The following is a 20,572-nucleotide window of genomic DNA, read 5'->3' on the forward strand; positions in this document are numbered from 1 at the left end:
GATTACTCCCATTTTCGTAAGAGGGAAAACGACACAATCTCCGGATTGAAGTGAATGGTCGTTTTTGCAAGAATCTTGTCAAAGATGCTGTAAAAAGATTCCTTCCACTCGAGGATCGGAGCGCCGGGCGGCACGTCTAATTGACGGGAAGTCGCATCCGATGCTGCGGCAGGTTTGAAATAACAGAGAGAATGCGAAACAGGTTCGCATGCATAGGTATTGAGAAAATCAGGAAGTGTGTTGTAAAGGCAATCATCCTTAAGAGGATCGGAAGCAAGCATCTCTGAAGGAACAAGGACCTTTACCATGATTGCGGGTTTTTCATCTGCAATATAGCACGCCTCAATGCACAGGGTCTCCTCCCCCGGTAACCAATGGTAAGCGGTACGTTCAAACCGAACCCGGTGCCCGGCATCCCGTAATATCTCAGAAAAATCCACATACCGGTCGATCCTCATACGAGACCGGAGGGTACTCCGATGAATCAAATTGCCGATTCCATGCCGTTTCGATACGATACCCTCCCGACTCAAGGCGGCCAGGGCCTCCCTAATGCTTGCCCTGCTGACACTCAGGCGCTCGGACAACATGTTTTCGGGAGGAAGCCGATTACCGACAAACTCTCCATCCTCTATCATCTCAATGATGCGTTCTTTTACCTTTACATAGAGCGGAACAGAGTCGACCTTCCACCTATCGGCTACTTTTCCGGCACCATAGCTCATATCATCAGACCTATTTTTTCCCATTATACCGATACCATCCTCTTTGTTAAAGACGATTCACTCTATCCGAACGATGTTGTCCCAGGCGCCGCTTCTCCATGAGGCAATATAGGTACTGCAGAATTGATCACATCCAAGAAGCGCAGCCCCGGCTCGCAAGGCTCCATAATGCAACTCGCCGCTTCTCATGATGACCCCGCTAAGCCCCTCGGCCATGGCCATTGCAAGAAACATAGAAGAAAGCAACGCTCTGGCAGGGAGGCCGTGCGATATATTATCTATTCCGCATATCGTACCGACCTCGGGAAAAGCTTTCCGCACGATGTGAAGCCGGTCAAGAAACTGACAACCACTGAGATCAGAAACTGCAACAGGCTTAAGCATCGGATCGATGTAGAGGCGGGAGGGGGTGAGGCCTGCCGAGAGAGCGGCGTCGACGATGCGCCCACTCAGTTCAAGGAACTGATCCCCCGATTTCTCAAGGCCCACTCCGGTGGTGGGGAGAGCAATCAGGATCATCCCCCGATCGGCGGCAAGACGGCATGAGGCTTTAAGTTTCGCCGCTTCTGCGGTGGTGGAATTCAGAACGGCAGCCCCCCACTTCTCCTCGTAGACAGAGAGACCTGCCTCGATATGCTCAAGATCGGGACAGTCAAAGGCAAGGGGAACCGAACATGCGGCCTGAATAATCTTAGAGGCCCAAAGGAGATCGGCTACTTCATCGCCTCTTCCCGCAAGGTTGATACCGACGGCAGAGGCGCCAAACTCAACCTGCCTTCGGGCAAGCGATATCAGTGCTGCCTCATCCCGCCGGTCGAAGATGTCCCCTATCCCCTCGATGCCGACATTGATATCCCCACCGATGACCAGCATCTTCGTTATCCCCGAAGTCCGAAAGATTCCCGCAGCATATCAACCCGAATTTCTCCGGCCGAAAACTGGTTTCCGCTCGCATAGTTGACGATTTCATATCTGGCTACCGTGTGAATATCCTTATCGACAAGATAGAAATCACGATGACCTTCTTCAAAGATATCGGCAAAACGCTCTCCATAACGTCGAGATGCGTTAAAGGGAACCTTATCTATTACCGCTTCAATCTCTTCATCCTTGCAATTCACCACGTATCGTACCGTAACACCATAGAGTAAGGCCGTATTGACCCTATCCATGGCGATACACTCATCGGCTATCGGCGGAGCAATGGGACAGGTCCCCATACCGCTGATAATCTTGGAAATATCAAAGCCTTTCCGTTCAAGCCGCCAAATAGAAGCCTCGACGGTTCTCGAACACACCTGTATACAGCCGGCAAGGCTGCCGGTCCTTGCTGCAAGGATATAGACGTTTTCGAGAGAGACACCGCAAGCCGCTGCAACATCCTCTGCTACTGCCTCGTCGGGAAGGCGCTGGGTTTGAGCAGCAAATACCGTTTCGTGGTGATTATCCTTGTAGGACCATGCCTGCGAAAAGATATCATTCCTGGCAATCGCCCTAGCAGGACCTGATCCGATGGGATTGATACCCGAAGGTGCATCGTTAGCAGGAAGTTTCCATCCCGAAAACTGAGATGAGAGGCATGCCTCCTGGGGGTGGTCGATATAGACGTCAATAGAGGGGAGATCAAGCCCATCTTCCCGAAAGCGTCCGTAAACGGCGTGCCCCATGGCGCCGATGGTCGCCTTGATGAAAAGCAATGCGGCGGAATACCCCCCAGGTGCATCGACTCCCATGTCGACAACAGTGGCTCCGTTGGAAAGGATATGACACCGGCAATTGAGCTCTTCGGCTTGGGGAAGGATCTCCTCCTTTACAACCCGTACCGCCCGTTGATTGATACTGAACATGCACTCCTCCTAACGCTTAACGAAGTGAAAAATCTTCCCATGTTTTTCTTAGCATGGAAAGCTTCATGGAAACAGGATGAAACCAGGTAAGCGAATAACAGATAACCTCATCATAGATATTGTAGAATTGCTCTTTCCATTCGATGATCGGGGTACCCTCCGGGATCCCGAAGCAGGAAGAGAGGTCGGTATCACACGATGTAGGTTCAAACCAGATCAGGGTGTGCTCCACCTCTTGGCCGCAATATTTGCGCAAAAACGCATAGACATTTTCTTCTCCGACATCCGTGGGCCGACTTGTAAGAAGTTTCTCAGGAACAAAAACCAGACAGTGGATAGCAGCTTCGCCGTCGGCAAAAAAGGTGCAACGAGTGGAAACATAACGTCCTGCATCAGATAGAGGCAGGGAAAAGGCCTTCCTGAGTTTTTCTTCATCCGTATCATCGGTAAGTGATCGAGAAGAGATGCTGTAGCCGGGACGCTTACCGCCGAGGGCTATCAATGAACCGAAGTCTCTGGTCCGATCGATACGATATCCCTGCTCAAGGGCACTGAAATGGATGAAATTCCCCAGTCCGTGCCGTTTCGTGATCACTCCTTCTTTATGGAGAGCAGCAAGGAGTTCCCGCATGGTGGTCCTGCTGACGTCAAGGTTACGCGCAAGCTCTTCTTCAGAAGGAAGTTTATTACCCTGAATGGGAATCTTTCCCTGTGTAAGCTCGTCCATAAAGAGCTCTTTTGCTTCCAAAAGAAGCGACCGGCGCCTCGACATATCACACCTCACTCTTCATACGTCTTACCAATAATAGCAGAGGGACAGATATTTTACAATCCCTCATATGGTATAATAGTATACTCCTGTTTGGCTTGCGGGCAGGGGAATGCTTGTTTAGGATATAAGTATGACCAAAGTCCACGAGACGACGATCCTCCTTGTGGAAGACAGCAGGGCTGTACGAAAGAGCATAGCTGCTTTCTTGAATAATTATGGCTATATCGTCATAGAAGCTGAAAACGGGGAAGATGGAATCAAAATTTTTCACAGCCGCGAACCGGATGTCGTGATAACGGATATCATGATGCCGGGAATAAGCGGCCACGAGGTCGTTAAGACGGTTGTGCAAGAGGCTCCGGATACCCCTATCATTGTTGTTTCGGGAACCGGGGACATCTCGGATGTCGTGAAGGCCATTCAACTTGGTACCTGGGATTACATTCTAAAACCGATAACCGATCTGCGCGTTCTCCTCTACAGCATACAAAGGGCCCTTGAAAAACGGAATCTGGTTCTTCAGAACCGACGCTATCAGCAGAATCTGGAAACGGAGATTGCGATACGGACCGCTGAGCTGCAGGATTCCCTGCGGGAAAAAGAACAGCTTCTGAAGGAGGTACACCACAGGGTAAAAAACAATCTGCAGATCATAACAAGTCTCCTAAATCTTCAAATAGGAATCGAAACCTGTGAAGAGTGTACAACCCCGATGGAAAAGATGAAGAACAGGATAAACTCTATGGCGCTGGTACATGAACAGCTGTACAACACCGAAGACCTCAGCTCCATTCCCTTCGATCATTACATTGATGAGCTGACGGCAGAATTGAAAGAAAGCTATTATCTATTCAACGACCAGGCCTCTGCCGTGACCATAGAATCGGAGATCGACGATGCAACCTTCCCAATTGAAATCGCCGTTCCCCTTGGGCTCATCGTAAACGAATTGGTCACCAATAGTCTCCGCTATGCATTCGACGAGGCGAAATCAGGAAAAATATATATCACCCTTCATCATCGAAACGGAGAATTTCATCTTTCGGTCAGTGATAACGGGAAGGGTTTACCTGAAGGTGTCTTCCCTGAGGGCAGCGGAAAGACATTAGGATTTGTCCTCATATCAACCCTGACCGAACAGCTCGGCGGCAAACTAAGTATCTCAAGCAAAGACGGAACGAAGGTTTATATCGTTTTCCCTCAAAAAAAGTGGTAACACCATTACCTTCCACCGGTTGTTTTCCCAAGCGTTTTTCTCTATGCTATCCACAGTGAAAAATAGGTTATATGTGTTACTTATAGGTGATCCGGCCAAGGGATTAGTACAAAGAACCCTCAGCATGTGTCGTCGACTCGGCACCGATCCTCGTCTTACCTTCTCAAACATAAGCCAACTTCGTATCGCTTACCCCCAATTTTATTGTGAGCCCTCCTTCAGTGAGGAAGAACCGCCTATCATTCTTGCAGATATCGAGCTTCCCGGTCTTACCCAGATCATAGGAAGAGCGCTGCCGCCGGTCATTCTGTTCAGAGAGAAGCAACAATTCCCTGCAACGCCGCCGCCAGACGCCTTTGCAATCATAGAATCGGACTTTTCACCGGAAGCCTTCTCCTCGATACTGCAGGCAGCAAGTCGTCACACAACGCTGCTTCAGAGTTTTATTCGGGAGCGGATGAACGGAAGAGAGATCATCAACAATCTGAATGATGTGGTATATACCATCGATCTGAAAGGGAATGTCGTCTATATCTCCTCCGCAGCAGAACGCTACGGTTTCTTCCCGCGAAATATCATCGGAAAATCGGTATTTGACCTGATCGACAGAGAGGATCACGATTATCTGCGACAGCAAATGAATAAGCTGATAAGCGAACGCCAGGCAACCTCTCTTCTCAGGGTAACCAATGCAGAGGGAAAAACCCGACAGGTCAGGACATCAAGCCGTATCGTTACCCAGCACGGAATGCCGTTCTCCATTACCGGCCTTCTAACCGACCAAACAGATCAAAGTTTTCGGGAGCAGCAGATCCTGAAACTTACTCAAGCCGTAGAGCAGAGTGCCAATGTCATCGTCATAACCGATCTCGAAGGCAATATGGAGTTCGTCAATAGGGCCTTTGAACGGTCTACTGGCTACGGCAGACAAGAGGCAATTGGCCAAAATCCGAGGATACTCAAAACAGACTACCTTTCCGAGGAGGTTTACAAGAATTTATGGGAGACAATAAGCTCGGGTAATGTTTGGGAAGGGAAGTTTCATAATAAACGAAAAGACGGCTCCACCTACTGGGAAAAGGCCCTGATAAGCCCCATCAAGAACGACGCCGGAACCATCATCAATTTCGTTGCAGTCAAGGAAGATATAACGAAAGAACTGGCTTATCAGCAGGAACTGGAACAGGCAAAAGAGGTAGCCGAAGAGGCAAGCAGATTGAAAAGTGAATTCTTGGCCAACATGAGCCATGAAATCAGAACCCCCCTTAATGTCATCCTTGGTTTTACCGATCTGCTTCTCGATGAGACGGAAGATGCCAAGAAACGGGACCATCTGCACCTTATCAAGGACTCCGGAAAGAATCTACTCGAATTGATAAATGATATCCTTGATTTTTCCAAGATCGAAGCCAACAAACTCGATCTTGAGATTGATGTGTTTGACCCTAAGGCCCTGCTTCAAAATATCAAGGGGATGTTCTCCCTGGAAGCTAAGCGGAAAGGTCTTGATTTTACCGTTGAGCACGATGTTCCGCTACCCGAACTCCTCGGGGATCAATATCGAATACGCCAAATTCTCATGAATCTTTTAAGCAATGCCATGAAATTTACCGAAGTGGGTTCTGTATCCCTTCGGGCCCATTACGAAAACACAGGGATCATGCGCTTCAGCGTCTCCGATACGGGAATAGGTATCCCGGAAGAATCCCGCAAACAGATTTTTCACCCCTTCGAACAGCTGGACGGCTCTGCCAAACGCAAATTCAGCGGTACAGGGCTTGGGCTATCAATTACGAGGAGATTGGTTCATCTTATGGGTGGAAATATCACCCTTGAGAGTAAAGCAGGAAGAGGATCGACCTTCACCATCGAACTGCCGCTGCCCACTACAACAAGGACATCTGCGATACACGGCCCCAGCCCTCGGCAAGCCTCCGTAAGTGGGGACAAGAGGGTACACTCATCCCCTTCATCTCCCAAAACGATTTTGGTAGCCGAAGACAACGGTTTGAACCAAGAGTTGATGAAACTATTAATCCGAAGCATGGGTCATCACTGTATCGTGGTCGGCAACGGTCTGGAGGCCATCACGCTTTTAGAAAAAGAAAAATTTGATCTGCTGCTTCTCGATATGCATATGCCGGTTATGGACGGGCTGGAAACCATCGAGAACATACGAAAAAGTCCGGCACTCTCCGATCTGCCCGTTATTGCCCTAACAGCCAGTGCAATGAAGGGCGATGAAGAACGATTTATCGAGGCAGGATGCAATGGCTATCTGTCCAAGCCCATCGACAGAAAACTACTGGCCGAGATGATAGAACGAATAGCTTAATCAGGGAGCCAGGGTGAAACCTCGACAAAGACGGAATGGGTTCTCGAGCCTCGGCTCGGTAGGGTCGGCTCGGTTGAGGTCAAAACGTTGACATTTCCCGTCGGAAGCCCTGATTCAGCGTCAATCCGCGGCCAGGTACCCTGATTGGCCGAAACTACCCCCCGGGCAATATCATTGCTGATCGCCACCTGCATCACCATGGAGCCGACCTCATTTTTCACCACAACCTTATCCCCTTCTCCTATCCCACGCAAAAGCGCATCCTCCGGGTGCATCATCATCTTATCAAAACAGAGCCGACGGAAAACGGAGAGATTATCAAATTGACTGTGAGTGCGATACCTCTCATGGGGGGTAATCAACATAAGAGGATAACCGTCAGGGGGCTCGGGAATGTGCGCGACGGGCCAAAGCGGTCCTCCTGCGGCCTCATAGGCCTGAGAAACAATCTCGATCTTTCCGGAAGGAGTCGACAATTTCTTGCCCTCGGGATCGGCAAAGAAACCAGCAAGAGTACGACGCCGGTGCTCCTTCCCGAACCAGATACCGCAGTCACGAAACGCCTTTTGATCATCTACAACGCTTTCATCAAGGAACTTCTCGATCCATTGAGCCTCGCTCAAGCCGGCGGTGAATTCTTCGGCAAAGCCCAAACGTTCGGCCAAAAGTGAAAAAATCTCATAATCGTTTTTTGCCTCACCTTGGGGAGGAACCGCCTGAGCCGAATAAAACAGATAATTTCCCGGAACAAAACAGATATCTTCCCGCTCCAGAAACGTGGTTGCCGGCAAGACGATATCCGCCCAGGAGGCAGTTTCCGTGAGAAAATAGTCATGAACCACGGAAAACTCCGCCTTATCAAAGGCCCTACGACTTTTGTTAAGGTCACTTCCCTGGCCCAGATAGTTTCCCCCCACACAGTAGATAAAAGAAGGAGAAGAGGGAAAGCCTCCGGCTCTTCCCTCAAGTATCGCATCGGGCCAAAGATAGACAGGAACGGAAACAACATCCCCCGTTTGAGGAACCGAGATCTTCCCACATCGCGGCTTTGGAAGCATATTCCATTGGCCACACCCAAGATTCCCCCCCGGAAGCCAGGCATTTCCGGAAACAAGCTGAAGTATCCCGGCAAGACGGTCCGCCTCCTCGCCGCCAAGAGTCCTTTGCACCGAGAGTCCAGATAGCAAGGCAAGAGGCTTAGTATCGGCAAAAAAATCGGCAAGAAAGCGGATATCATCGGTGGAAAGCCCGCACAAGGGGGCCGCCCACTCAATATCTCTGACAACACCGTCGACTGCTCCGGAAAGATGCGCCTCCAAACGATCGAAACCGACAGTATAACGCTCCAGCAGACTCCGGTCGAAACGATCGCGGGCATCTCCGCATGCCAGATGATGGATTAATGCCGACAAAAGCACGCCATCGCTTCCCGGTCTTATTGGAAACCATTTTGCACCAAGCTTCCTCACCGATGCCGTCCGCCTCGGATCGATGACAATAAAGGGAATACCTCGCTTTGAAAGCGCAAGAAGAAACTGCTGAGTTTCAGAGCCGAATCGGGTATAGAAAGGATTAAAGCCCCAGAGCACAATGGCCCTGGCATCCTCCAACGATTCAACGTCAATTCCCACACGATCGGTTCCATACATAAAGGGTTTGACAAAATCACTAGCCTCGCTACTGTAATTGCCTGCAGTATCGGTGTAGCCTCCGAAAAGAGATAAAAAGCGGCTGGTAAGGCGCGCAGTATGGTGCAGAGCCCCCCTGCAAGAGCCCGAACCTCCTAGACGGATGATCGAATGCACGCCTTTTTTTGCCTTAACCTCTGTGAGTTTCTCCGCAATTAGGTCGAGAGCCTCGGACCAGGAAGCTTTACGAAAGGACGCACTCCCCCGCTTACCACAACGGACGAGAGGATGGAGGATACGATCGGGGTGATATAAGACGTCGGCCATACGATACCCCTTCAGACACCCCTGCATATAGTGAGGCCGATCCGGATTGTCCCTGATTCTTACCACCCTCCCGTTGGAGATTTCCGCTACGAGTGGGCATCCCCCACCACAATCTTTATTGCATGAGACTGGAATTGTCTGAAAAGAATCCGAAGGAAAGGTCATTGGTACCGTCCAAGGAAGAAGATAGGGTTATAGTACTCGGAAGTACGATAGGGGGCAACACGAACCTGCTGTCCGGAATCGTGGTGAACATGCTGGAACGGCTTGAGATCTACCGGACAGTAGGTTTTTCCTACGGGATCGGCCCATGAATCGGAGTGGAAGGGGGCTGTGGATCAGGTGCATTTCCCCGGCCTTACGGTGGACGATTGACTATCTTCTTTCTTATGCATGGGCTTAAAAGCACCACCACGATTCCGAACACTACTTGCACATAAAAGGTGATATCGATACCCTTGTAAGGATGATAGCAGGAGAAACAGACCGCCCACTTATCGTCCAAAGCGACGGTAGCTTACTGATAGATGTACACAATCCGGGCTTTGAAGGTTGCAGAGAAGCCATAGCTCCCTTTGCCGAGCTAGAAAAATCTCCGGAACATATTCACACATATCGGATTACACCATTGAGTCTTTGGAACGCCGCTTCTGCCGGAATCGGAAAAGACGATGTTCTCGATAGGTTGGAACGTTGGACCCGTTTTCCCGTACCGGACAATGTACGCTTTTTGATAGGCGACACAATAGAACGGTTTGGAAAACTGATTTTGCGTCCCTCGAAAAGCTCGGACACGCTTTTGCTTACCGTTGCGGATTCTACTATCCGGGCCGAACTTGCGGGACAGAAATCTCTCGAGCGCTACCTGATACCAACCGAAGACGCTTTCATTATCCGACTGGTAGATAGGGGAACGGTCAAACAGGCACTTATCAAACTTGGCTACCCGGTTAAGGACGAAGCCCCCCTTTCGAAGGGCGATCCCTTACCGATTAGCTTCAGAGAGAAAAGTCTTTCCGGCTACTCTTTTGTCGTACGCGACTACCAGAAAGAGGCGGCAAGGGCCTTGTACGGCGATGGTAAGGCGGGAAGCGGCTTCGGTACCATTGTTTTACCCTGTGGCTCGGGAAAAACGATCGTTGGTATGGAAGTGATGCGTTTGATGCAGACAAATACCCTTATTCTTACGACCAACGTGGCCGCCGTCCATCAATGGATAGATGAGTTGTTGGATAAAACATCTCTTACAGAGGAGCAAATCGGGGAATATACCGGAGACCGAAAATTAATCTGCCCGGTTACCGTTGGAACATACCAGATTTTGACATGGCGTCCGGATAAAGAGGCTGATTTCCCCCATTTTGATCTCCTCAGAAAGTATAAATGGGGATTGATCATATATGATGAGGTACACCTGCTGCCCGCACCGGTATTCAGGGTCACGGCGGAAATTCAGGCGCTGAGAAGAGTAGGATTAACGGCAACGTTGGTCAGGGAAGACGGACGGGAGGACGATGTGTTTTCCCTGGTCGGCCCCAAACGTTATGATGTCCCCTGGCGGGAGCTCGAACAGAAAGGGTGGATTGCCGAGGCACACTGTCATGAAATACGAGTTCCCCTTCCCGATTCACTCAAGATAGGGTATGCGGTTGCGGACAAACGGGGCAAATATCGTATTGCATCGGAAAATCCTGTTAAGATAGAGATAACAAAAGAGTTGATCTTGAATCATACCGATGATCACATATTGATCATTGGTCAATATCTGAACCAACTCAAGGAGATTGCCGCTGCAATTTCGGCCCCTCTTATAACAGGGAAAACGCCGAATAAGGAACGAGAAGAAATTTATGAGTCCTTCAGAGAGGGGAAAACACGAGTCATTGTTGTCTCGAAGGTGGCCAACTTTGCTATAGATCTTCCGGATGCGAATGTTGCGATCCAAGTAAGCGGTACCTTTGGCAGCCGACAGGAAGAGGCGCAACGACTCGGGCGTATCCTCCGTCCCAAGGAAAGGGGCTCTACCTTTTATTCACTTGTCAGCAGATACACTACAGAAGAAGAGTTTGCGGCCAATAGGCAGAAGTTTCTCACCGAACAGGGGTATAAGTATCAGATTGAGCTATGGGAGGTCGATTAAACGATGAGCCCCTTGGATGAGTGGAAAAAAATCATGATCTCGCTACCCGACAAGGTTTTTTTCCCGATAGTAAAAAACTATCTTGGAAAACTCGAAACGCCCTTCCATAAACCGGCCCTCATAGAATCTTTGGCGGGCTTTTTCGCCAGAGAAGAGACAATTGAAAGAATGCTCTCTCTCATCGACGAGGATGACGCCCTTGTCTTGACGGCCATTAAGATCTTGGATGGTCCGCCTCCCAGGACTTTGCAAAAATTGCTGGAGTCTCGTTTCTCATATTTAGAGTTGCAGCATCTGCTTTTGAATCTTGAAGAGAGGTTACTCATCTATCGAGACAGGGAAGAGCAAATTCAAATCAGCCCCCTTTTCCTCGAGATCATCGAAAAGCAAATCATCGACACAGAGCTTATATTTCCCTCGGCCCCTGCTCTGTCGAGACCTGTACCCGCTCCATGGCCTTCCGACCGGCTTTTGAGTGCTCTTATTGCCTTTGTAGTGGAACACCGAGGCCAGATACTTAAACAAGACGGAACTTTGCGGAAAAAGGTTCTCGAAGATATTACGGTCCGATTTCCGGGAATCTCACGAGAACACTTTCTCCTTTTTTTGAGGGCATCGGTTATTCTCGGTTGCCTGAAAAACGATTCTCAGTTTATTCTCTTTCCTGCGGAAGATAAGATTAATGCCTTTGCCGAGCTGGAAAGACAGGAGCGTGCGATCCTGCTTCAGGGTGCGGTTGCCTTGGCGGCCGACGGAGAGTTTCATGCCTCCATACATGAATGCAAGGCAATGGGTGAACGTGCCGTTCAATATGTATCGGTTCTTGATCCGGAAAGAAGCTACGACTCGGCAGCCCTTCGGGCTCTTTTCCTGAGTGTTGCCTTGAAAAACGGCTATTCTGAAGAAGAGCCCCTTAGACTGCCCGGCCTTCTCACGGAAACAGGTCTGCTTCTTCCTGAAAACTCCCGCTGGAGACGGGCAGCCTCGTCTCAAGAGGAGCTACCCCGTGAAGAAGGGCTCCTGCTCATTGTCCAGCCCGACTTTAGCATAACGATGCACCCGGGTCTGCCTCTCGATCTCATGGTAACAATAACGGCATTCCTCGAACTTAAGCGATTTGATCTGTACACAAACTACGAATTGAACCGTGCCTCTTTTCAGCGGGGGTGTTCCCGTCTTCCCGGCGTCTCTTTGGCAACACTATTGGCGGAGCATTGCCCCATGTTACCCGGCAATATCATGACAATACTGGAAAACTGGGAAAATGAATTTCATAATGTCACCTTGACAAGAGGGATCATACTTGTGGTAGACGAAGAGCGTAGGCATCTGGTGGAACACAATCCCGAAGTGGCGGGTTTTCTGCATCGCCGTTATGCACCGGGAATCTACCTCCTCGACCCGGCACAGGAGCAGGAGTGGAGAAAAGCTCTTGAGCAAGCAGGAATCACTCCCCTTCCTCCAATCATGGAACTCTCCCGGGATCATGAAGAGGAAGAGACCCCTTTTAGTTTTCCCAGGCCGAAAGCGATAACAGAGATCCCTAGGCAACAAAACTATTTTCATAAAAAAGGTAGGCCCCATAATGGCTCGAGCCAGGGTACACGACTGGTGCAAAAGCTTGAACAGGAGTTGAAAAAAAACAGCTTTTCAGGGGAAGAGCAGGAAGAACTTTCTGCGAGGATTAATAAAAAGCTGATACTGTTCCCCGAACAATTGATTCCCGGTATCGGTGAAAAAGAAAAAAACGAGGCAAAGGGACTCGACTACACCGGTAAGGTACGCTTAATAGAACGGGCCCTGTCGGAATCGAATGCCCTCCTGGAACTTGTCGAACGGACCAGAGGGGGCTCCCCGAGAAGGGTCCTTATGAAGCCGGAGGATCTTCGAAAGACAGGTACCGATTTGCTTTTGCTGGGGCGATCCCTCCCCGAAGAAGAGATGGTGACCGTTACCGTTCGCAGAATCTCCCTGGTACGCAAGCTTAAAAGTTCTCTCTATGCTCCGGATCTTTCGGATACCGCAAACCGGTAAATAGCTCAAACTGCCTTTCTGCCTGCCCAAGCAGCATCTCCTTGCCGCCGATGATATCGCAGCCGGAGGCTTCCGCACGCTGTAAAAAGTGTGTTTTTTCCGGTATATAGATGATATCGTAGACCAACTCATCTCCGGTAAAACAGTAGGATGGAAGCGGATCGTCATCGATATGCGGGCTCATTCCCACCGATGTCGTCTGAACGATCACCCGATAAGGCCCAAGGGAGCCTGCTTCCTCCGGCGAACAAACATGGCCCTTTTCACCTAAAAGCGCCTCACTCAGACGCTGTGCCCGGGAGTGGGTGCGATTGGCAACAACAACAGAATCGAAAAGTGAACGAAGAGCAACCGCGACGCTCCGCGCGGCACCACCTGAACCAATCATTAAGGCACGACCGCCCCTCTTTCCGAGTCGAATCTTGAGAGGCGCCAGAAAACCATCGTAATCGGTATTGGTTCCATGGAATTCATGACCGCGCCGAAATACGGTATTGCAGGAGCCGATTGCACGAACATTTTCATCAACCTCATGAAGTCGTCCGATAATCTCCTCCTTGAAGGGGACCGTTACACTGAATCCGCCAATCTCCAGCAGCCGGGCAATTTCCATGAAAGCGACCGTATCGTCGGTCGGAAAGGGAAGATAGAGTCCGTCGAAGCCGATGGACCGAAAGGCGCTGTTATGGATTTCGGGGGATCGCGTATGAAGTACAGGATTGCCGATGATTCCAAAGAGGCGGCTTTTATCGCTAATGCGAGAAAGAGCATAGGGGAAAGCGAGCGCCTCGGCCGAAAGCTGTCCAGGAGCGGCGATTTTCTCGGCGGGAGCACAAAAGGTGAGCATCGAACCAAAATGACGATACGCTATTCTGACGGGGACGCCGAAACTCCCCATTGCCACGAGGATGCGTTCCGCAGGCCGCTCTTTCAGCTTCAAGGCAGCACGCGTAAAGGCAAGCAAAGAGACGCTGCCGTCGATCATTACTGCCGCTTTCGGAATGGCGCCCAAGCCTTCCGCCTCCTCCACCATGGAAAAAAGAGTGCGTTCATCGGTAAAGGAAGTAAAATCATGGAACGAGGCGATAAGGCGCCCACCATAACCGGAGAGAAGCTCAACGAAACTTCGCAAAAGGGATCGCGGCTGATCCGCCTCCAGGTCGACAAAAGCAAAACCGCTTTCGGCTGCCTTGCGAAGGAGATCGATACGCTCTTCTTCTCCTTCCTTCCAAACGCCTCCGTCTTTCGGCAATCGGGCAGTGGCAATAAGGGGCAAATCACTGCACGAGGGAAGAATCAAGGCCTTTTCCCGTTCTTCCGGCACAAGGTGGTCGAAACGGATTTCGGCACACTCCACTATGGATCGATATGTTGCAAGCAACGCTTTAGCTGCCTTAACGCTTTTTTCGGTTATAACAAGCGCCCGCACTCTTTTTCTCCTTCCAATAGTCTCAATAGTCGGCTCGGTAGATGTAGATGTCGTTTAATCCCTTCCCGTCGAAGAAAAAACGAATACGAACAGGATAACCTCGGTCGGGAAGCATATAGATCGTCGAATCCTCGTCCTCGGCAAAGGGAATCCCCAGCAGGTTACAGAGCGCCTCTTTCTCCATGCCGAAGGCAATGGCCGAGGGAAGGGAACAAGGCGGCTGAATGCGGACCTGCCACACGCGATTTTCGAAAAAGAAAAGTGAAACACCGTTTGTATAGGAACTGACCACATCATCCTGATCCTCAGATACCCCACGAAAGGGTTGAAGCAGATCGGGCATACCGGCCGATTCAAAGGCCTCTGCAGGAAACCGCCCTAAAAGGGTAAGAGCCGGTTCCATTGCTTGTAATACCCCTTTCCCGAACGCCGAGTTTTCGTCGATCCTTCCGGAAATGGGGACTTCAGCGAATAAGGTTCCCCCCAGGCACAAGACAAGAGGCACAAGGGCCCTACACAAAGTTTTTTTGCACAGTAGATTCATGTTATTCTCCGAAACGTAGCATACCGTAACCCACCGGACCATCCGCTTCCCCGAGCTTGGTCTCGACCTCTTCCAGTTCCCCGGCAACCGTCAGGTCTTCGGGCCGGAGCGCTGCAGCCTGACTGAAATAACGATAGGCCTTTTTCAGCTCCCCCCTTTCCCGATAGAGGCGTGCAATGGCAAGCAAGGCGTCAAAATTCTGAAGGTCCTCGAGAAGAGCAGAACGTAGAAGATCGAGCTTTTGCGACGGATTATCTGTCACCACGCTCTTTAAATACAGTAAGCGACTGCGATCTCCGGAATTAAGAGTACCCTCTTTTGCCAAAAGGGTTTCAATAAGTCCGGACGCCTCTCTCTGTTCTCCAGCCGTCCCGAAAGAGAGCAAGGATTGAGCCAATAACAGGCGATCGCCAACTAGGGCATCATCCTTTGCGGAAAGTTCCCTAGCATAAGTGATTGCGACCGTACCCTTTCCCAATGCACTTGCAATCTGTACGCCGAAACGCAGATATTCGGCCTTCCGCCCGTTGGCACGAAACAATGCGGTAAGATAACCGTCGGCGGCTTGCCACTGTCCCTGCTCCATTGCCTGTTTAAGAAGAGCAACAAGGGCTGCAATAGAGGTTTGCCCTCCACGATTCTCATCAAGCAGCTGGCGAGCGGTGTCGGCACTTCCGCTTTCCAAAAGGGTCAGCTCATACATGGCATTGAAAAAGGGGTCTGTTCCATAGCGATCTTTCCCCTCCGCCAGAAGCTTAATGGCATCCTCGTTTTTGTTTCGCTGAAGAAGCAGGCGGGCCCTGGCAAGGAGAAGATCCTGGGTTTCTCCGTAACTTCGTTCCAAGGCATCGGCAAGGCGACTGGATTGTTCGTATCTGCCGTAGAGTTCCAACAAAAGGGGACGCTTACAAACCACCACGGCATTATCGGGATAGCGACGAATCATATCCGCAAGCAGGATATCGGCATCTTCGACCATGCCCGCGGCAAGATAAGATTCAAGGGTTTGCAATTCAAGGATCAACTGTCCGGGAAAGCGTTGCAAAAGATCCCTTCGATATCCCGCACTTATCTCATACTCTCCCCGGGAAAAAGCGATTCGACCGAGCGCCTCGGATGCCGGATAGCAACCGGCATCCTTTTCCAGGGTAGCCCGATAGTACGACTCCGCCTTGTCGAACTCCTTATTAGCCTCTTCATAACGCCCCAACAGATAGCGAGGTAAAACCGTCTCACTATTCAACTTGATAAGCTGTTCGGCGGTTACGGCGGCACGCTCTCCTCCCTCGGGCATGGAACTATCCTGATAAGATACCGGGGCCTTCAACAGGGAAAGCGTCGAGACCATAAGAGAAATGAAAGAAGCATGCGCTTCATCGACTACTGGGTAGGCCCCCGATAGGGCCTCTGAAAAAAGCCGTGGAAAATCACTGTTTTCCGGTTCGGCGGGAAGCGATGCTTGCTGCTCCTCCATGGGATAGGCGGCGCGATACAGACGATCGGTGATATAAAACAGCTCAACGCCTGCACTGCTTCGATCGAGCCCTTCTGTTCTGATGCGAGAGAGGACCGCGCGTAAAGAATCGGGAGAAGCGATTCGAACCTGCTGTCGCAGTTGATCAAGAAGCTCTTCCCTGCCATCGGGAGGAACAGAAGCAGTGTTTCTCACCGACGGAGAAGAACTCTGGCAGGAGACAACAAAAAGCAGCGGTAAAGATAGAACCGCCCAAAAGTAAAAACCGCTTTTTCCCAAAAGCCGTACGCGCACCCCTGTAGTCCCGAACTTAGTCGTTCATATGCTTAATAACATTATCGGCGAAAAGAGAGGTCGACACTTCGACGGCCCCTTCCATCAATCGTGCAAAATCGTATGTGACTGTTTTGGCCATGATGGCCCCTGTGATTCCCTTATCGATGAGTTCGGCAGCTTCTTTCCACCCCATATACTCAAACATCAGCTTACCGGAGAGCATGAGTGAACAGGGATTTACCTTATCCATGCCGGCATACTTGGGTGCCGTGCCGTGTGTTGCCTCAAAGACGGCATTACCGGTTTCGTAATTGATGTTTGCTCCCGGCGCAATCCCGATCCCTCCGACCTGAGCGGCAAGGGCATCCGACATATAATCACCGTTGAGGTTCATTGTGGCGATGACGTCGTATTCGGCCGGTCGCGTCAGGATTTGCTGGAGAAAAGCATCTGCAATAACATCCTTGACCAGTACCTTTCCTGCAGGGACCTTGCCGTCGGGGATATCATCCCAGGTGACAATACGATCCGCAAACTCTTCCCGAGCCAGCTCATAGCCCCACTCACGAAAAGCTCCCTCGGTAAATTTCATGATGTTACCCTTGTGTACAAGGGTAACCGTCGGCAACCCCTGCTCCAGGGCATAGGTGATGGCAGCACGAATGAGCCGTCTTGAACCCGTCTTGCTAATCGGTTTAATACCAATTCCAGAATCGCTACGAATATTCCAACCGTAATGCTCTTTCAAAAACGAAATCAGTTCGCTCGTTTTTTCTTCGCCCGCCTTCAACTCCAAACCGGCATATACATCTTCGGTGTTCTCGCGAAACACCACCATATCGATCAATTCGGGACGCTTTACGGGAGAAGGAATCCCCGGGAAATGTTTCACAGGACGAAGACAGACATAAAGATCAAGCCGCTGACGAATCGCTACGTTAAGACTACGGAAACCGCCCCCAACAGGGGTGGTAAGGGGCCCCTTAATGCCTACAAGATACTCCCGCAATGCAGCCTCCGTCTCAGGAGGAAGCCACTGGCCGTTATTGTTAAAAGCCTTTTCTCCCGCAAGAACCTCTTTCCATATGACCGAACGTTTTGATCCATAGCTTTTTTCAACTGCAGCGTCGAACACACGGACCGAAGCCTTCCATATATCAGGACCGATTCCATCTCCTTCGATAAAGGGAATAACAGGGAAATCGGGAACCTGCAATGTTCCATCGGACATAGTAATCTTTTCTTCCATTCACGCCTCCAAGAATTGTATCGACAAGTTTACCAGAAGCCCTGCGACTTGCAAACCCCGACTGGAACATGGTACCATTGTCCCGAAATGAAAAGGCCGCTAGTTTTCCTAATTTCTGTCCTCATCATCGGCATTCCTACCGGCACGGTTTACGGCGATATTGTTTCCTCGCTCTTCCACAAACCTGCATGGTACCATTATCTGACAGGTTCCGAGGATCAGAAAGATGAACTGAAACAGTTGTTCACGGCATTGGAAGATGAAGAATCGCCGGAAAACAGATTCATTCTCATCCAGGAGATTGTTAAGGTGATGAACAGTACCCCTCATCGGGAATTGCTCAACCTTTTTTTAACGACCTACGTCGAAAAACATCCCAAAGATCCCTTCAATGCTTACTATCTTCTTATTGTAGCACAACAGTATAAACAAAACGGGGCCACACCCTTTGCCGCCCACTATTATGAACGAATCCTCAGAAACTATTCCGATCTCCTGGTACGCGGAAAATCGGTCCACTACCTTTGCCTCACGAACCTGATCGAAATCGGCGGATCAGCCGATGCCATGGTATCCTATTATAAGGAGCTGCTCAGCAGATTTGAAAAAGAGATCGATAAGGGCCCCATCTATTATTATTTGGCAAAGGCATATGAAGAGCTGGGAGAATGGGACCTCTCCATGCAGGCCTACCGCCAGTTTCTTCAATACCCGGAGAGTCAGGTTCCCGGTGTTCCCAATGCAATTGCAAAGGTCCGGCCCATCGTCGAATTTTACGAATACAAAAATAAGGATTGGACCGCAGAAACCCTGGACGATTTGGTTGAAAAGGTGACCTACGCCATCAGGGTCCGTAATCCGAGGCTTCTTGCGAAATACAGGGCAAAGGTAGATTTTTTTGCCGTCAGCTGGGAGCAGGAAAAGGTTCCTGCCGATACAGAGTTTCTGGCGGGACTCGGCGGTTTTATGACGCAAAGAATACACTACGAAACAAAGCTTGACGCCGATTCAAACAGTCAGGAGGCCTATCTCTGGACCAGCGGATGGTCTTATCGAATCCGAACCTGGTATCTTTACTTTCGCAAGATCCATTTTCCGGCCGATCCCGAAATTCATGGCAGATGGGAATGGGCCGGAATTTATTTCGGCGATAAACCCTTTACGGGATCGGCGGTGCGGAATGATGATGGAACGGGATAAAAACGGCGATTACCGGAGAAGGGGGCCAATTCCTCTTTTCCTCTTTCTTCTTCCTCCTTTTTTCCTTTCTTCTTTTGCATTTACGGCTGCAGAGGAAGCGCCCTTTCTTCCCCCGCGTAACGGTAAAATCAATGTCATTCAAAACATCGATGAAGCGAGGTCTCTCATCCCCCCGCCGCGTCAAGGGCACCGTTCAGAGGAATGTTTCACCCTGGATATCGGTAAGAGGAAACTAGTAGGAGAGTATATCGCCTATTACACAAAGGATGAGGGACGAGATTTTCTCAATCGGGTGCTGAATCGTGCCCTTCCCTTCCGGGCTCACATCGCAAAGAGAATAGAGGAAAAGGGTCTACCTCCCGAGTTGCTCTATCTGCCGGTTGTCGAATCGGCCTTCCGGGAAAGGGCCGTTAGTAGTTCCGGGGCCGTCGGCCTGTGGCAATTCATGCTCAACAGCATCGAGCCCTACCCTATCGTCGTAGACGAGTGGCGTGACGACCGGCGGGATTTCTGGAAAAGTACCGATGCGGCATTGGATAAGCTTAGCTATAACTATCGGATACTCGGTAATGACTGGCTCCTGGCCCTCGCCGCCTACAACTGCGGTTTAGGAAAGGTACAGCGAACCATTGCTGCGGCGGGAACCTCTGATTTTTGGGAACTATCCCGCCGGGGCCTGCTTCCGCGCCAAACAATCCGCTATGTACCGAAATTTCTTGCCGTGGCGGCGATCGCCTCGCATCCGGGTCGTTACGGTTTTCGAATTTCATGGGATGAACCGATAGAATGGAGTAAAGTACCTATCAGCGGCCAGATTTCCCTCCCACTGCTTGCCGAAAGTACAGGGATAGAGCTGGATCTGCTTGAAAGGGGCAATGCCGAACTCCTTTATGGGGTGACACCCCCCTCTCGAGGAGATTATGCACTGAAGGTTCCGGCTGATCAGGCCGATATAGTAAAAAAGGCGCTGACCCGAAGGGATGCTGCGGAACTGATGCACTATACAGTGCTTAGCATCGGGGATGGAGACACACTCTATGCCATCTCCGCCCATTTCGGGATTCCAATTTCCGCCATCATAGCAAGCAATCCGGGGATTGTGCCCGAACGCCTTCGCATCGGTTCCCGCCTTATTGTTCCGGTAATACGGGAAACAGGGCCGTACAAAAGCAGCCGGTCAATGGTATCCGAAGAGGAACTGGCCGACTTTACCGGTGTCCATACCGTGGATCAGGGGGAAACGCTCTGGGCAATCGCAAAACGATACGGGACCACACCGGAGGCTATCGCGCAGAAGAACGGTATAGTGATGACCGATACAATCTATCCCGGACACAGACTTCTTGTCCCCGAGATCAATTAAGGAGTTGCAACAG

At 50.4% G+C, this 20,572-nt stretch carries 16 protein-coding genes; 7 read left to right on the forward strand and 9 right to left on the reverse strand.

Annotated elements, in window-relative coordinates; genetic code table 11:
• Positions 1 to 2: 2 nt before the first annotated feature.
• Genes SPIRS_RS14365 through SPIRS_RS14380 form a run of 4 tightly spaced genes read right to left on the reverse strand, consistent with a single transcriptional unit; the run spans position 3 to position 3,344 of the window.
• Entirely contained in the window at positions 3 to 749 is a 747-nt protein-coding gene (locus SPIRS_RS14365) for a GntR family transcriptional regulator (RefSeq protein ID WP_041866107.1), read from the reverse strand.
• 33 nt (positions 750 to 782) lie between these two features.
• Complete coding sequence (locus tag SPIRS_RS14370) at positions 783 to 1,598, reverse strand: dihydropteroate synthase (RefSeq protein ID WP_013255407.1); 816 nt, start codon at positions 1,596 to 1,598, stop codon at positions 783 to 785.
• Between the two features lie 5 nt (positions 1,599 to 1,603).
• Entirely contained in the window at positions 1,604 to 2,572 is a 969-nt protein-coding gene (gene mch, locus SPIRS_RS14375; RefSeq protein WP_013255408.1) for a methenyltetrahydromethanopterin cyclohydrolase, read from the reverse strand.
• A gap of 16 nt (positions 2,573 to 2,588) precedes the next feature.
• Entirely contained in the window at positions 2,589 to 3,344 is a 756-nt protein-coding gene (locus tag SPIRS_RS14380; protein ID WP_013255409.1) for a GntR family transcriptional regulator, read from the reverse strand.
• Between the two features lie 130 nt (positions 3,345 to 3,474).
• Here SPIRS_RS14380 and SPIRS_RS14385 point away from each other — a divergent pair, with 130 nt between their 5' ends.
• Together SPIRS_RS14385 and SPIRS_RS14390 are read left to right on the forward strand one after the other, a co-directional pair.
• Positions 3,475 to 4,560, forward strand: coding sequence for a sensor histidine kinase (locus SPIRS_RS14385; RefSeq protein WP_013255410.1), 1,086 nt, complete (start codon positions 3,475 to 3,477; stop codon positions 4,558 to 4,560).
• Positions 4,561 to 4,633: 73 nt separating this feature from the next.
• The gene (locus SPIRS_RS14390; protein WP_013255411.1) at positions 4,634 to 6,895 is read left to right on the forward strand and encodes a PAS domain S-box protein; all 2,262 of its coding nucleotides are present in this window, start codon (positions 4,634 to 4,636) and stop codon (positions 6,893 to 6,895) included.
• On the opposite strand, the gene SPIRS_RS14395 is transcribed toward SPIRS_RS14390, so the two are convergent.
• Positions 6,892 to 9,015 carry a molybdopterin-containing oxidoreductase family protein gene (locus SPIRS_RS14395; protein ID WP_013255412.1) on the reverse strand — a complete coding sequence of 708 codons (2,124 nt, stop codon included), beginning with the start codon at positions 9,013 to 9,015 and terminating at the stop codon, positions 6,892 to 6,894. The two genes, SPIRS_RS14390 and SPIRS_RS14395, sit on opposite strands and share 4 nt — an antisense overlap.
• Between SPIRS_RS14395 and SPIRS_RS22520 the strand changes: the two genes are divergently transcribed.
• From SPIRS_RS22520 to SPIRS_RS14405, 3 genes are all read left to right on the forward strand, one after another.
• Entirely contained in the window at positions 9,015 to 9,164 is a 150-nt protein-coding gene (locus SPIRS_RS22520; protein ID WP_171814773.1) for a hypothetical protein, read from the forward strand. The genes SPIRS_RS14395 and SPIRS_RS22520 overlap by 1 nt on opposite strands.
• 152 nt (positions 9,165 to 9,316) lie before the next feature.
• Entirely contained in the window at positions 9,317 to 10,990 is a 1,674-nt protein-coding gene (locus SPIRS_RS14400; RefSeq protein ID WP_013255413.1) for a DNA repair helicase XPB, read from the forward strand.
• Positions 10,991 to 10,993: 3 nt separating this feature from the next.
• Positions 10,994 to 13,024 (forward strand): hypothetical protein, encoded by a 2,031-nt coding sequence (locus tag SPIRS_RS14405; RefSeq protein ID WP_013255414.1) that lies wholly within the window; start codon positions 10,994 to 10,996, stop codon positions 13,022 to 13,024.
• Here SPIRS_RS14405 and aroE read toward each other — a convergent pair.
• Genes aroE through icd form a run of 4 tightly spaced genes read right to left on the reverse strand, consistent with a single transcriptional unit; the run spans position 12,975 to position 17,996 of the window.
• The gene (gene aroE, locus SPIRS_RS14410) at positions 12,975 to 14,453 is read right to left on the reverse strand and encodes a shikimate dehydrogenase (protein WP_013255415.1); all 1,479 of its coding nucleotides are present in this window, start codon (positions 14,451 to 14,453) and stop codon (positions 12,975 to 12,977) included. The genes SPIRS_RS14405 and aroE overlap by 50 nt on opposite strands.
• A 22-nt stretch (positions 14,454 to 14,475) precedes the next feature.
• Entirely contained in the window at positions 14,476 to 14,997 is a 522-nt protein-coding gene (locus SPIRS_RS14415; RefSeq protein WP_013255416.1) for a hypothetical protein, read from the reverse strand.
• 1 nt (position 14,998) lies between these two features.
• Positions 14,999 to 16,765: a tetratricopeptide repeat protein gene (locus SPIRS_RS14420; RefSeq protein WP_013255417.1), complete on the reverse strand. Its 1,767-nt coding sequence runs from the start codon at positions 16,763 to 16,765 to the stop codon at positions 14,999 to 15,001.
• A gap of 16 nt (positions 16,766 to 16,781) precedes the next feature.
• Positions 16,782 to 17,996, reverse strand: coding sequence for an NADP-dependent isocitrate dehydrogenase (gene icd, locus SPIRS_RS14425; RefSeq protein WP_013255418.1), 1,215 nt, complete (start codon positions 17,994 to 17,996; stop codon positions 16,782 to 16,784).
• 87 nt (positions 17,997 to 18,083) lie between these two features.
• Here icd and SPIRS_RS14430 point away from each other — a divergent pair, with 87 nt between their 5' ends.
• Together SPIRS_RS14430 and SPIRS_RS14435 are read left to right on the forward strand one after the other, a co-directional pair.
• Complete coding sequence (locus SPIRS_RS14430) at positions 18,084 to 19,196, forward strand: tetratricopeptide repeat protein (protein WP_013255419.1); 1,113 nt, start codon at positions 18,084 to 18,086, stop codon at positions 19,194 to 19,196.
• Positions 19,177 to 20,559, forward strand: coding sequence for a lytic transglycosylase domain-containing protein (locus SPIRS_RS14435; protein WP_013255420.1), 1,383 nt, complete (start codon positions 19,177 to 19,179; stop codon positions 20,557 to 20,559). Before SPIRS_RS14430 ends, SPIRS_RS14435 begins: the two co-directional genes overlap by 20 nt.
• Positions 20,560 to 20,572: the final 13 nt, after the last annotated feature.

The sequence above is a fragment of the Sediminispirochaeta smaragdinae DSM 11293 genome (genome assembly GCF_000143985.1).
In the GTDB taxonomy this organism is placed as follows: Bacteria; Spirochaetota; Spirochaetia; order DSM-16054; family Sediminispirochaetaceae; genus Sediminispirochaeta; species Sediminispirochaeta smaragdinae.